10 protein-coding genes and 1 tRNA gene are annotated in these 14,205 nt (G+C 43.7%); 3 read left to right on the top strand and 8 right to left on the bottom strand.

From position 1 onward, the window contains the following. Positions 1-18: 18 nt before the first annotated feature. The gene (locus tag AACH44_RS07505) at positions 19-657 is read left to right on the top strand and encodes an RpiB/LacA/LacB family sugar-phosphate isomerase (protein ID WP_261849955.1); all 639 of its coding nucleotides are present in this window, start codon (positions 19-21) and stop codon (positions 655-657) included. 218 nt (positions 658-875) lie between these two features. Then, positions 876-965: transfer RNA gene (locus AACH44_RS07500), tRNA-Ser, on the top strand. Positions 966-1,055: 90 nt separating this feature from the next. Here the strand turns inward: AACH44_RS07500 and phoH are convergent. The 3 genes from phoH to AACH44_RS07485 all read right to left on the bottom strand — a co-directional run bounded on the left by phoH (position 1,056) and on the right by AACH44_RS07485 (position 3,818). After that, on the bottom strand, positions 1,056-1,844 hold the full coding sequence (phoH, locus tag AACH44_RS07495) for a phosphate starvation-inducible protein PhoH (RefSeq protein ID WP_005970633.1): 789 nt from the start codon (positions 1,842-1,844) through the stop codon (positions 1,056-1,058). A gap of 531 nt (positions 1,845-2,375) precedes the next feature. Continuing rightward, a complete protein-coding gene (fliZ, locus tag AACH44_RS07490) occupies positions 2,376-2,891 on the bottom strand; it encodes a flagella biosynthesis regulatory protein FliZ (protein ID WP_261849954.1) in 516 nt (171 codons plus the stop codon). A 204-nt stretch (positions 2,892-3,095) separates the two neighbouring features. Then, positions 3,096-3,818, bottom strand: a complete 723-nt coding sequence (locus AACH44_RS07485; RefSeq protein ID WP_137741665.1) for an RNA polymerase sigma factor FliA — start codon at positions 3,816-3,818, stop codon at positions 3,096-3,098. A 459-nt stretch (positions 3,819-4,277) separates the two neighbouring features. Between AACH44_RS07485 and AACH44_RS07480 the strand changes: the two genes are divergently transcribed. Further along, a complete protein-coding gene (locus tag AACH44_RS07480) occupies positions 4,278-5,333 on the top strand; it encodes a tetratricopeptide repeat-containing glycosyltransferase family 2 protein (RefSeq protein ID WP_261849953.1) in 1,056 nt (351 codons plus the stop codon). A 67-nt stretch (positions 5,334-5,400) separates the two neighbouring features. On the opposite strand, the gene ltrA is transcribed toward AACH44_RS07480, so the two are convergent. The 5 genes from ltrA to AACH44_RS07455 form a co-directional block, all read right to left on the bottom strand. Continuing rightward, complete coding sequence (ltrA, locus tag AACH44_RS07475) at positions 5,401-6,789, bottom strand: group II intron reverse transcriptase/maturase (protein WP_338659228.1); 1,389 nt, start codon at positions 6,787-6,789, stop codon at positions 5,401-5,403. Positions 6,790-7,294: 505 nt separating this feature from the next. Beyond that, complete coding sequence (locus AACH44_RS07470) at positions 7,295-8,710, bottom strand: hypothetical protein (protein WP_261847934.1); 1,416 nt, start codon at positions 8,708-8,710, stop codon at positions 7,295-7,297. 41 nt (positions 8,711-8,751) lie between these two features. Continuing rightward, positions 8,752-9,399: an acetyltransferase gene (locus AACH44_RS07465; protein WP_261847933.1), complete on the bottom strand. Its 648-nt coding sequence runs from the start codon at positions 9,397-9,399 to the stop codon at positions 8,752-8,754. 42 nt (positions 9,400-9,441) lie between these two features. Beyond that, positions 9,442-10,551: a DegT/DnrJ/EryC1/StrS family aminotransferase gene (locus AACH44_RS07460; RefSeq protein ID WP_111778795.1), complete on the bottom strand. Its 1,110-nt coding sequence runs from the start codon at positions 10,549-10,551 to the stop codon at positions 9,442-9,444. Positions 10,552-10,651: 100 nt separating this feature from the next. Continuing rightward, positions 10,652-14,089, bottom strand: a complete 3,438-nt coding sequence (locus AACH44_RS07455; RefSeq protein WP_261847932.1) for a methyltransferase regulatory domain-containing protein — start codon at positions 14,087-14,089, stop codon at positions 10,652-10,654. Between the last annotated feature and the right edge of the window lie 116 nt (positions 14,090-14,205).

Raw genomic sequence — 14,205 nt, 5'->3', positions numbered from 1 at the left:
CACAGAAAAGGAACGAACATGAAAATTGCACTGATTAATGAAAACAGCCAGGCTGCCAAAAACGCTATCATCGCCGAGTCGCTAACTAAAGCGGTTGTACCGTTCGGCCACACTGTACACAACTACGGCCAATACGCCGTTGAAGATGCAGCGCAGTTGACTTACATCCAAAACGGTATTCTGGCAGCTATCCTACTAAACTCTGGCGCGGCTGATTTCGTTGTGACCGGTTGTGGTACTGGCCAGGGCGCAATGTTGGCTTGTAACTCTTTCCCTGGCGTAATTTGTGGTCTGGTTGTTGACCCATCTGATGCTTACCTGTTCTCTCAGATCAACAACGGTAATGCGGTATCCGTTCCTTACGCTAAAGGCTTTGGCTGGGGCGCTGAACTGAACCTGGAAAACCTGTTTACCCAGTTGTTCAAAGAAGAAGGTGGCAGAGGCTATCCGAGCGATCGCGTTGCTCCTCAACAACGTAACAAGAAAATCCTGGATGCGGTAAAAGCCGTAACCTACAACGATCTGATCACCATCCTGAAAAATCTCGATCAGGATCTGGTTAAAGGCGCGATTGCTGGTCCTAAATTCCAGGAATACTTCTTCGCTAACAGCAAAGACGAAGCACTGACCAGCTACATCAAAACGCTGCTGGCGTAATCGTCCGATAGCTGCAAAAAAACCATAGGCCATCGCGGTCTGTGGTTTTTTTTATGCTCATTCCCTGTCTATTTTACCTGCCTTTTCACGACACCGTCATGCGGACTATCCATTACCGTTCAATGCTTAGCCAGACGCACCGTTCACGCTAAATACTGCTTGACCGGAGCTAAGTGACTCCCTATAGTAGCGCCCCGTTGCCTCTTATAGGCAACCCCGGTGAGGTGTCCGAGAGGCTGAAGGAGCACGCCTGGAAAGTGTGTATACGTGAAAACGTATCAAGGGTTCGAATCCCTTCCTCACCGCCATATAAAAGAAAACGCCCTTGACGCAAGTCAGGGGCGTTTTCTTTTATATGGCTATAGCACAGGAATGTTCATTTCCCAGCTACGCAGATATCAGCCATAGGCATGAAGCGTACGCTGGCACAGCGCCGAACGCACACAGTCCTCTTTACCGAAAGAGACCACGCCAATCATGTCATCCTCAACAAAACGCTCCAGTGCATCACGCAGCCCGGATTTAACCCCTGCTGGCAAATCACACTGCGTCACATCACCATTAACGATAACGGTGACATTCTCTCCTAAACGCGTCAGGAACATTTTCATTTGGTTCACCGTCACGTTTTGCGCTTCATCCAGAATCACAACCGCATTTTCAAATGTCCGTCCGCGCATATAGGCAAAAGGCGCGATTTCGACTTTGCCAATTTCCGGCCGTAAGCAATACTGCATGAAAGACGATCCCAGCCTCCGCAAGAGTATGTCATAAACAGGTCGGAAATAAGGCGCGAACTTCTCCGAAATATCTCCGGGTAAAAAACCAAGATCCTCGTCAGCCTGCAAGACTGGCCGCGTAACAATAATACGCTCAACCTCTTTATGGATTAGTGCCTCCGCCGCTTTCGCAGCGCTCAGATACGTTTTACCGCAGCCAGCTTCGCCTGTGGCAAAAATCAACTGTTTGTTTTCTATCGCAGACAAGTAATGTTCCTGGGCGGCGGTACGAGCTTGAATGACGGAATTATCACGGTTTTCTCGCGCCATTCCGATTGCTTCAATCCCGCCCATCTGTACCAGAGAAGTGACCGATTCTTCCTCACGCTGACGATGGCTACGCGAATCACGACGGATAACACGTTTGGCTTCACGACGAGCTTTGATCACTGCTTTTTGTCTTCCCATAGTGGCACCTTACAGTTTGTTTCACTTACCGCACTGCTTTGCAGCGCGTGACGTTTAACTCACTAACGAGGTTAGGCTTCCTTATTAAGCCAATAGCGGACGGAGAATATACACGAGTCACCCACGAACCGAGCAAAAAACGGGTCGAGCATTCATGGATAAAAAAAGAAAATAAACGAAGAACTTGGGTAAAAAGAGAGTGGCGCAGTATAGAAAATAGGTGGGAGAAAAATCCCTCGCATCGGCGAGTCAGCAACGTAGAATCTTGACATCGACTACCAAGTCCAAAAAAGGACATTACCATTCGCGTTCCTCACTGTGACAACAACTATTCCACTGAATAATGATTGATCGCATCGTAGAACTACTGCTAACCCTTACCTAAAAATTAGTGTCGAATGATTTCAGTTGTATGACAGTGCAATAATTTGCTCCTGCAATGCAAGCATTTTTTACACTGTCATAATATTTACGTATAGTCAGTATCCCATGATTTGGCAATGTCAGCACGAGAACGACGCTTGATACACGTCAGAAATGCCGCTGCCAATCCAGATATTGATCGTATTTTCGTAAGGCGCTACGGTAAATATTTTGCTCAATGCTGGGAAGATAATCACATACGCGCTGCTGCACTCCATCACGGTGCCGAGAAAAGGTTTCTGCGGGATAATTATTGGCAGCCAACAACTCATCTAAGCGCCGCAGACGAATGACATACTCGCGCATCGTGCTGTGGCGAACTTCAGTTTGCTCGATCAGATATTGCGTGAAAGCTTTTATATCGAAATAGCTAGCAGTGGTATTGCATAATATTTCGCTACAAAAGCGGCAAAGAGGGATTAACTCCTGTTGCAGGCCAGACCATATTTCGTCATCGATAAGCCTATCGATGCTGCCAATCGATTTTTTATTAATAAGCTGATTGCGAAATACCAGTGAAACACGATCAAGCTCTTTATCGCACTGGGAACAGTTGGTCTGTCTATGTTTGAAGTCTTTCAGATAACGGCTTAACAGCTGTTTCTTCCGAATTGATGAGTGCATGAATCCATTCCATGACAATACATAATCTCAACGTGAAGCAGTAGCATTTTTCATGACGCCAGAGGAACCTGGCGAACTGAAAACAGGTAGCATTAATCAGTTGAATACTGGTGCAAGACACTTATCAATATTCAAAAATTGCTATGGCTTACAACTTCAGTAGCTGAAGATATATGTTGATAACAATATTCCTACGCGACGCAATTAGATATCATTCATTAATTTCACGCGCAGGCGCTTTATCGCCTGGCTATGCAACTGACTGACTCTCGACTCCCCCACTTCAAGAACGGCACCGATCTCTTTCAGGTTCAACTCTTCCTGATAGTAGAGCGTCAACACCAATTTCTCACGCTCTGGCAGGCTTTCAATCGCATCCATCACTCGATGACGCAAATTGCCTTCCATCAATTGATGCAATGGATTCGCATCTTCATTGCCTTCCAGTAACGCCTCTGCGCTATCACCATGTTCTTCACGCCATTCATCGTAAGAAAAAAGCTGGCTATTGTTCGTATCCAGCAATATCTGACGATAATCCTCAAGCGTGATATTCAGGGTCTGCGCAACTTCCTGTTCCGTTGGAGTACGACCGAGCTGCTGTTCAGCTTGTTGCATTGCTTGTGCCACTTCCCGCGCATTACGCCGTACGCTGCGTGGAGCCCAATCACGACTGCGTAATTCATCCAACATCGAGCCACGAATTCGCTGAACGGCATAGGTGGTAAACGCCGTACCCTGTAACGAATCATAACGCTCAACGGCGCTTAACAGGCCAATACCGCCGGCCTGTAGCAGATCGTCAAGTTCAACACTCGCGGGGAGACGAACCTGTAAACGCAAGGCTTCATGGCGCACTAGTGGAACATAGCGCTTCCAAAGGGAATTTTTATCCATTGTGCCTTCGGCGGTATACAAATCGCTCACAGTGACAAATACCTACGATGATAGTGTTATCGACACTATTATGCTTTTAGGTAGGGTAGCCAATCGCCTGAATAGCGTCAAAAAAAGGAGGTTATTCATGCCATGTATGACAGGATTGAGTAAGGAGTCTGCGGAGAGAAACACAAATGGCCCGTACAGAGGGTTCAATGCGACACAAAATCTGTGATGTATATCTCTCTAGAGGGGACATGTTTTAGCGCAGACATAAATAGATAAATCGTACTTTCCCCTTTAGAAGTCAACATCAGTGTGAAACCTTTAGTACAGATAAATATAAACGCTAATGATGCCAGAAGCATTACAATCAATAATATGAAAGTCTACGGTCACTCATTCACCCTTTTATCATCAGCGATGGCGAGCAAGTATCAAATTGTTATCACTGATAAAATCATATAGTATTGAGTAATATCAAACCTTTAAAAATGTGGTACATAAATGATATCAGTCTGCATGATCGTAAAAAACGAAGCTTTACACTTAGGCAACGCACTGAAAGAGATTGTAAAATATTTCGACGACATTGTTGTCGTAGATACTGGTTCGACCGATGACTCAAAAAATATCGCCAGGGTTTTTACTGACAAAGTTTATGACTTTGAATGGATAGCCGATTTTTCCGCCGCAAGAAATTACGCCCTACAATTTACAAAACATGACTGGGTACTGGTCATTGATGCTGATGAAGAAATTGAATTAATTGATATGGCTGAATTATCCAAACTCCTTCACCAGCATGCTACTAAAATCGGCAACATCGAAAGACTGGATCATATAGATGAGGACGGTGAAAATAGTATTGTTAAAGAAAATTTCAGTCGTCTTTTCCGGAAAGATCTCTATTATTATGAAGGAAGCATTCACGAGCAGATTGTTCCAAGAACAACTAACACGCACACAACAAAACGTTTTACTGCGCCAATAGTATTAAACCATATTGGTTACCAGCAAGAGGTTCTTCGTCAAACAAATAAGATAGCAAGAAACATTAGCATGCTAGAAAAAGCTATCAGTGATACGCCAAAAGAACCTTATCTTCATTATCAATTAGGGAAAAGTCATTACCTGAGAAAAGATTATATTTCAGCTATAAATAGCTTTTCCATAGCAATTAAACTTCAAAGTAACTTCTTTCTTACCTATAATGAAAACTTAATTGAATGCTATGGATATAGCCTTATAAACACTGGAAAATATAAAGAATCATTAGATGTATTAAAATATGAAAAATATTACCCATCTACTGATTTTATTTTTCTAAAAGCTTTAATCCTTATGAATAACTCTGATTTTCAGGGAGCATTAGATAATTTTCAGCAATGTATTAGTATGCCTCCAGGAAGAAAAAGCGGCGTCAATTCTTACAAAGCCAACCACAATATTGCAGTAATACTAGAGTGTCATAACATGCTTGATGAGGCTGTTGCATTTTATGAAAAATGTGGGAATTATACACCAGCAAAAGCAGGAATAGCTCGCCTCCTAATCGAGTAGGAGGCGAGATTACTCCCGCCGTCCTCTCACACCACCGTACGTGCGGTTCCGCATACGGCGGTTCATGTTAACTCTGGAACTGCCGTTGCTGCTCCACTAGTGATATCAAGCCGAGTCGTCTGAACTGCGCCGTCTTTATCGCATCATTCATGTGACTCGACCCCGCGTTCCACCACGCTCCTCGCTGGTTACTCGCCGACCTCCACGCTCGCTTTTCACACAAGCCCGCTCGCATTAGCATTCGGGCTCGCGTATACGTTCGTTTCCATTGCCGCCACAGTAGACTGCGCAGTTTACGCCTGACCCAGCCGTCAATCTTCTCCAGAACTCCTTTTACTTCCGTGTATCTGAAGTAGCTCATCCAGCCTCGCAGTATCGGTGTGAGTTCATTGATTACGCCTTTCACTGATTTCGTCGCGTGCCCTGTCGTCAGGCTACGGATCTTCTCCTTCAGCCTCTCGACACTGCTCCCTGCGATCTTCAGTCGGGTCTGTTTGTGCCGTGTCACGCTGTATCCCAGGAACTTACGCTCCCACGGTCGCGCCACCGCACTCTTCTGCTCATTGACCTTTAGCTTCAGTATGTCTCTCAGGTACACCCTGATTGCCCTAAAGATATGCTCGCCTGCTTTGCGACTGCTCACGTAAATGTTGCAGTCATCCGCATAGCGACAGAAGCTGTGACCTCGACGCTCCAGTTCTTTATCCAGTTCATCCAGCAGAATGTTCGACAGTAGCGGCGACAACGGTCCGCCCTGCGGCATTCCCTTACCTCGCTTCTCTGTCTCGCACCCGTTCGTCATTTCCGCTTCAAGGTAGCGACGTATCAGTTTCAACAGCCGTTTATCCCTGACATGCCTCGCCAGACGTGACATCAAAATGTCATGATCCACCCGGTCAAAGAACTTTTCCAGATCCAGATCGACCACCCAGCGTTTCCCGCTTTGTATGTAGCGCTGTGCCTGTTGCACTGCCTGCCACGCATTGCGGTTACTTCTGAACCCGTAACTCGATTCGCAGAAGTGCGGCTCCACGACCGGACTGAGTTGTTGTGCTATCGCCTGCTGGATAAGCCTGTCCACTACCGTCGGGATACCCAGGGTTCTCACGCCGCCGTCCGGCTTTGGGATATCCACTCTGCGTATCGCCTGCGGCTGGTAGGCGCCCGTAATCAATGCCTGCCTGATACTCGCCCAGTTCTGTTTCAGCCACGGCTTCAACTCCGTCACTTTCAGGTTATCTACCCCTGCCGCGCCGTTGTTTTCCACCACGCGCTGATAGGCCAGCATCAGGTTCTCTCTCGTTATCACCGTTTCCATCGTCAACGGCATTTCCGCTTTCGTTTGCCCACCGACCGCCGTGGGGATTTCAGCACCCTCATGCAGCACTGACGGATACTGTCCGTCTCCTCTGCCGCTGGCCGCAGTGCTCTGCGCTTGTGCCTCATTAATTCCCATCGAGTATCGGTGTCCTAATCACGGTTAATCATGTTCAGCCCTTCATGCTGCCAGTTATGCAGCACTACTACGGCTTCGGCTGACTGCTGCACGTTCATCCCGTCGCCTCTCGACGCTCGGTAGCCCTGAAGCAAACGTGCAGCCCTCCCGGGGTAATTCGCGCGACCTTCCTGCTTATGCCTGTCAGCTTTACGTCACAGCGTTCTGTGCAAGTATTGGGCTTTGATGATATTTGCCACCTTACCCCGCTGTGCCGCCTAAACTGCTTCCTGTTCGTCAGGCCAGCATTTTGCCTTCAGCTTCCTTCAGATCCCACCTCGCGGTGGGCACCCTTGCCGTTCGGCTAACACTTCCCCTTGCCGGGTGTGTAGAGGACTTTCACCGCCAAGTCGCCCCTTGACCACTACAGTCAACGGACAGCGCCCGTCAAGGCGCTACGCGCCATGCCCGGCGCACAAATAGAAATAAGTAAGGCAAAATTCGCCTTACTTTTACACAAAAAGTTTTAAACGATATGATATTTTTCGATTAGCCGTTTTTTATAATCGGAGTATTTCCCTTCTGCATTTTTCACAGTCGTCACCATCCATAGTAATGAATAACTCACATGACTTACATCACAAACGATAGCAGGGTCTATTCTGGAAATATCACCAGGCATACCGACAGCATCAATAGCAGCAGAGAGCGCAACCTGATCTAAAAACCAGACACTATTATCACTCAGCAGATTAGTATGAATAAAAGAGGCCGTCTTATCGATAAATGTTTTTGAGGTTAGTCCACCACCCAGATAAATAAACCCTCCCAAAGCTTTCTCCCAAAATGGAGCACTTTCACTTTCTGTTAACACAAGATCAGTTGACTGCCATTGCTTAATGGTTTCTGAAAAATTTTTTCTAAATAAACAATCAGCATCAAGTATTAAAACGGGTGAATTTAAAACTGACAACGCATGACGAGAAAAAACAAAACGCCTTGACGCATAGTGAACATTCATCCCCTTCATTCCAGAAAAATATTCAGTTGTACACGAAATATTTAACTCTGGGAAAGAGGATTTTTTCTTTAATATATCATTATAGGTTGCATCATCTATATTATAGACATGAAAATGTACATTAAAATTATCTTTATTAGTCTCGTATATTGAATACAACGCTGATATCGCATGTTCATAATAATATTTTACGTCACACGAAATAATTACAGTTATCTTTCCATTATTTCCCTCCTGCTTGATTAGCCATTTATAATTATCATCGGAAGGAAATTTATTACCTTTTAAAAGTGGACGAAAATCTATATAAGATTCAGGGTGCCCGCCTAGTTTATAAATGGCACAAGTCACCATTAATAATGTAAACCAATGTTCACCAATGAGGTGTTGCTTGGTTGTCATTTCTTGCACTAATGGAAGTGCCAGATCATAATCCTCTTCGATCATACAAATCATGAGCAGTATTCTAAATGCAGCGGGAGAATCGCTCAGGACGGAGAAATTATTATTGATTAGTGTGACTGCAGCTTCTACATCACCAATGCGAAATAGTAATTGAATAGCAACAACAAGATATTCTACACAAGGTTTAAGGTTTATTATCTCCACCAATGAATTTCGTATATTCGCAATATAATCCACTGGTAATCTTACGTTCTTCCCTTCAAATTTCCCATCAAATGCTATATTTGCCAGTGATATAGTAAGTAACAGCTGCTTTAAAGCTTCATCATGACTTGTTTCTAATCCACTATCATAACCATAAATTTTTTTATTAATTAACAGAGTATCTGTATTTCCCTCTATGATAGCGGTAACAAATTCTTGGGGTAAACTCCCAATATCCCCTAGATCCAATTCACGGGAAAAAACATCACGATAAAACTGAGGCATCGATTTTGCATGTTTATACTCAGTCATACATCATACTCCTAGATGAAGATCCTTCATTAAAAAGAAAACTACCTAAACACTCTATTGCTGTCATTTTCTCTTACTATTTTCGCAGGGTTCCCTAAAACTACCATTTTGTCAGGTACTGATGAAACCACGTTAGCTCCCATCCCGACAATAACATCATTACCGATACGAATTTTTTCCTTAATCAACGCTCCCATGCCAATAAATGTTCTGGTGCCAACATAAACAGCCCCAGCCATAGCAGAATAAGTAGACGTTATTGAATGAGCGGCAATGTGACAGTCATGACTAATACTAGAAAAAGCCTGCATGATCACGTTATCTTCGATACAGGTATCACATGAAATATTCACTCCCTGATAAATAACAACGCCTTCCCCTATCTTACTACACGGTGAAATATAAGCAGATGGATCAATCAGTGTGGCTAAATTAACTCCGCTACCCCTGATTTTTTCAGCCATCGAAGCTCTAATTGCAGGTTCGCCAATTGCAATAACTACTTCTAGAAATTTTATATTTTTTACCTGATCGAACGATTTAACCGAGATGTTTTTCAATACACGTTCAGGATTGATATCATCGATAAAGAGAATCTCTTCCCATCGTTTTTCTTTCGCGTTGATAAGTTGAGCTAGCATTAGTGTTTCACGCCCCAACCCCCCAGCTCCATAAATACCTAGTATCATTCATGTCACCTCAAACGTTCAGAAAACCCGATTATTATAACATTATAGAAAAGATAGAATTTCATTAATAATCTGATCTTGCTCATCCTCTGCCAAGTCAGAGTATATTGGCAAGCATAAAACCATATTAGAAATATAGTTAGCAACAGAAAGATCATTTTTTATCACACTTTCTAAACCTCGGTACATAGGAAATGAACTAATCAGTGGATAAAAATAACGCCGAGTATAAATATTCTTCTCTTTCAATTTTTCATATAGCACTTCACGATCGACAGGAAACGACGAATCGACGAATATTGGGCAATATGCATAATTCCATGTGACATTTTTAGGGACATTAATCAGTCGGATACCCGGAATATCGATCAATCGCTCACAGTAACGATTGTATATTTTTTCACGATTTAGCAAAGCGCTATCAATATAATTTAACTGTAATAAGCCAAAAGCAGCCTGTACTTCATTCATCTTACCATTGATACCAGGGGCAACGACTGTTAACTCATCTGCAAAACCAAAATTCTTTAAATAATCGATACGTTTTTTGGTTTTAGCATCAGGACAAATAATTGCCCCCCCCTCAATGGTGTTAAATACTTTAGTTGCATGAAAACTGAGAATAGACAAATCACCATGATTCAAAACACTGACACCATCCTTTTTAACACCGAAAGCATGCGCAGCATCATAAATTACACGTAAACCATAATTATCAGCGAGTTGCTGAATTCTTTCGACGTTAGCGGGGATACCGTAGCAATGCACAGGCAAAATAGCAGAAGTTGCGGGGGTAATCGCTTCTTCTATTTTATCTGGATCAAGGTTACAGGTAACAGGGTCGATATCGACAAATACTGGTTTTAGTCCATTCCACAACAAGCTATGTGATGTTGCCACAAAAGAATAAGGTGTTGTAATAACTTCTCCAGTGATGCGGAGCGTTTGCAGCGCAGTAAGCAGTGCCAATGTGCCATTACTAAATAAGCTCAGATACTCGACCCCCAGATATTGGGCCAATTCATTTTCCAAGCGTTGATGGAATGCGCCGTTATTTGTCAAATATTTATTTTTCCAAATTTCTTCCAAATATGGCGTAAACTCCTCCAACGGCGGAAGTAATGGGCTTGTTACATATATCGGATTTTTCATTATCGTTCTCGCAGAAATTAACATCCGTAGTTACAACACAAAGGTATATAACCGACCAAGTAACGAGCAAAGAGCACAGCAAAGCTGTGCTCAATACATTTTAATTATACGAATCGCGCTCAATAGAAAAACTTATCGTCGCCTCTCCTGCACAATAACGCTGCCAAGCTATCTGCAAAGCACGCTCAAAATAGGTTGCAGGGGTTACTTTTTCATTATAATCATTAGCTAACCGAGCACGTAAGTTAGCACGAACTAACGCTAACTCGTCGAGACGCAGACTCCAGTTGATTGACCGCTGGATATAATCCTCTTCAGAGGTTGCGATAAACTCGGATAATCCTGCAGCATTCAATGTCGCTACACCTTGACGGGTAGCAAGTGTATCACCTGCTATCGTCAGCGTGGGAACTCCCATCCACAAAGCATAGTTTGTCGTCGTTCCGCCAGTATAAGGGAAGGTGTCCAATAGGAGATCGATTTCATTATGCATGGCTAAATATCCCGTTATGTTGGTTCTTTCACGGAATATTAATTGCTCAGCTAACACCCCCATAGACACCATCTTATTGCGAATATTATCGATAACCTGTTGCCCTGAAAGTGCACCAATAATCATCTTACTAGTAGGAAGCGCCATCAGAATCTTTGACCATGCTGTTAAAACCTGATCGTTGATTTTTTTTGGACGATTAAAACTGGCAAACGTAAAGTAGCCCTTATCAAGAGCGGGTAACTTCCCGACATCAGGACTGTCTGTGATTACTTGAAACTGTTGGGTAAATGGTACATAAAGTATTTTTTCAATAAACTGATGATCGAAAATTTCAGGCTGCGGGGCATGGTTAATATTCATAAAATAATCCATTGCCTGTAACCCTGTTGTTCCTGGATAACCGATCCAGCTAATCTGTATTGGCGCTGGCTTCAATGCAAACATGGGTAAACGGTTATACGCAGTATGGCCCGAAAGATCGAATAAGATATCTATCTTGTCTTCACCAATCAGCTTTGCCAGATCAACATCGCTTTTATCTCTTACAAAATGCCAAGCAGCTGTTTTTTCTTTTAAACGCTGGGTTACTTCATCATGCAATGTTGATGTCGCATAGACATATAATGAAAAACAGTCGAGATTAATTGAATTCCAAACCGGTTCAAGAAAATTAGTCACCGGGTGCAACCCTAAATCCCCAGAGACAAAACCGATACGTAAAACCCGATTAGGATTTTTATCATACTGGCGCACAGGGAGTTGTAGCTTCAATTTCTCTACTCTCGCCTCAGTACGCAGACCAAATTCCCGGTGTTCCTGGAAAAGGGTTTCTGGTGAAATCGTACTACTGTGCGTTAGGCCAAAGAGAAAGTTACTATGCAGATTCGAAGCGTTAGGAGAGAGCTCCATAATACGCCGATAATAATTGTTTGCTTCATCCTGTTGAGAATGTGATTCGTAAATAGCCGCCATGCTATTCAATATAGATACATCATTTTCATTCAGGCCAATAGCTTTTTTTCCGCAAAATTCTGCTTGCTCTAAGTTATAGAGACTTAAATGAATAACGGTTAAAAGATTCCAGGCCTGCGCATTTTCAGGGTCGCATCGGATAATTTTTCGTACCAGATTTAATGTTTCACGCTTTAGTCCGGCGTCCTGGCTTTGGGTTGCCAGATCGTAATAGACACTCCAACTGAACAAATGTCGGGAGATAATTTGTACTAATGCTAAGGAAGCGCCTTCTGCGTCCCCTGTTTTTCTTAATGTGTCGGCGAGCAGGTTCCAGTTTTCAATATTCTCAGGATCTTTTTGTGTCAATCGCTCTGCAATATACCTTGCCTGAATAAAGTCACCATTGGAAATTAACCAAGCGATCTCCTGCACCGTTTTTTCAGCAATCTTAACCGCTTTTACCGCATATCCATTTGTGAGTAAGGGTGATTTGTACACACCACCAGTTTTAGGATCGCTGACATAAAACACTAATGCACCGATATACGACATAATCTCCTTTATGCCGGAACTTGCTAGTAATGCATTCTGGAAGTAGCGATGCCATGCACGAACCCTCCCTTGTAAAACACCATGCTGATGTAAACGCCGCATAAGAGGGAAGTAATTTTCATCTTGCTGACCACTCCACAAATCCCAAGAAGCCAGAGATATTTTTTCAGCATCCGACAACTCTAGCGATACGGGCTCATGCCAGAAGTTAAAGTTGTTTTTTGCCTTTAGGACACCAGGCAACAGGCAAAGCGCAGGCGATGAGCTCTTCTGATAAACACATCCACCAAGTCTAAAATGCAACTCACCTAATCCTTTGATAAACAAAGCCTTCAATGCATTTTGCACGTTAACTCGTTCATCGGTTTCAGGTTTTTCTGGTTCACGAGTATTAAATAAAAGTTGCTGAAAAGACTGAGCTAATGGCCAAGATTCACCTAACGTAGTTAACACACGTTGCGTCAGAGGATGGCTGGTTGTAACCATGACGCCAGAGGCAGAACGCCACCTATTAGTACTTGTACCCTGCTCTGTATAAAACGGAAGGAAACTGCCAGCCCAGTGAAAATCGGCTAACCGCGACCAATCCGGCTCGGGTAAAACTTCTTCTAAACGTTCTTGTGACACAAGTAAACTAAATCTACTTTCTCTTCCGACAGCAAAATCAAGATATTGTTGCTTCAACACTTTGTGCATCGACGCACAAATGACCTGATGCATGCTAGAAACATTTTCACCATAATGTTCAGCTAATTCTGTATGTGGCTGAATATCGCCAACATAGGCCAGGCCGGCCCCAGTGGCTAATGTGTTAAAATCTAACAGATAGCATGGCTCATTCAGGCCCTGTAGATAATTCAGCGCTAGCTGAACATCACTCTGCTGTTCAGCCTGCTCGACCCATTTCCGTAGCGCCTTTTCCTGAGTATTATGAGGAGACAACCCTAATGACAGATAAGTCAGCATAGCTCTGGCACTTTCTTGCTGTTGTTCCACTGTTTCGGCCAAGCTTGTATGAAGGCTTAATGCATCCTTCAATACCTCCGCTGTTTTCCCACCGGGATACGTAGCGTATTTGAAGCTTACCGTGCCAACAGGAGAAAGATGCTTCTGGCAAAATTGCAGTAATGCAGTTCGAGCTTCACCACTCACTAAGCCAAAAATGCCATGCACAATGATATAATCGAACTGCCCTAACTCGCTTTCCAGCAGGGTGTTTAAATCCATCGCTGCAAGTTGAAGATTTTCAACGCCAAACTCAATCAGCAGTTGTTGCCCTTCTTCAACCTTTTCCACGTCCAAATCGATGCCGATAGACGAGCTCTGGGGATAGGCCAGTGCAAAAGGAAAAAGATTCTCCCCAGCCATACACCCAAGCTCTAGCACCCTTGCGTTTTCAGGTACAGCACATTTTACGCCGTGTAACCATGCGACGGCTTGTAAATGCGCCGGCGAGGTATAAGGAAGGATATTAGAAGCAGCAGCGTTATTGGCAGATGGAGGAATACCAACAGATGAGGGCGTATTACGAACCATTAGGGAGCAGACCTATCTCTATTCACAATAGCCTATTAACCTAACAAAAATCAGGAATAACAATCGAAAGAACAGCGCTGCCTTAGCAGGGCAATTATCAGCATCACTGCAATACA

The organism is Pectobacterium araliae, assembly GCF_037076465.1.
GTDB classification, from domain to species: Bacteria; Pseudomonadota; Gammaproteobacteria; order Enterobacterales; family Enterobacteriaceae; genus Pectobacterium; species Pectobacterium araliae.
This window is presented reverse-complemented; position numbering and strand designations above follow the sequence as displayed.

Excerpts from the sequence above, each read along its gene's own strand:
- phoH (WP_005970633.1), bottom strand. The coding sequence starts at position 1,844 with ATGGGAAGACAAAAAGCAGTGATCAAAGCTCGTCGTGAAGCCAAACGT.
- AACH44_RS07505 (WP_261849955.1), top strand. The coding sequence starts at position 19 with ATGAAAATTGCACTGATTAATGAAAACAGCCAGGCTGCCAAAAACGCT.
- AACH44_RS07455 (WP_261847932.1), bottom strand. The coding sequence starts at position 14,089 with ATGGTTCGTAATACGCCCTCATCTGTTGGTATTCCTCCATCTGCCAAT.
- ltrA (WP_338659228.1), bottom strand. The coding sequence starts at position 6,789 with ATGGGAATTAATGAGGCACAAGCGCAGAGCACTGCGGCCAGCGGCAGA.
- AACH44_RS07480 (WP_261849953.1), top strand. The coding sequence starts at position 4,278 with ATGATATCAGTCTGCATGATCGTAAAAAACGAAGCTTTACACTTAGGC.
- AACH44_RS07470 (WP_261847934.1), bottom strand. The coding sequence starts at position 8,710 with ATGACTGAGTATAAACATGCAAAATCGATGCCTCAGTTTTATCGTGAT.
- fliZ (WP_261849954.1), bottom strand. The coding sequence starts at position 2,891 with ATGCACTCATCAATTCGGAAGAAACAGCTGTTAAGCCGTTATCTGAAA.
- AACH44_RS07465 (WP_261847933.1), bottom strand. The coding sequence starts at position 9,399 with ATGATACTAGGTATTTATGGAGCTGGGGGGTTGGGGCGTGAAACACTA.
- AACH44_RS07460 (WP_111778795.1), bottom strand. The coding sequence starts at position 10,551 with ATGAAAAATCCGATATATGTAACAAGCCCATTACTTCCGCCGTTGGAG.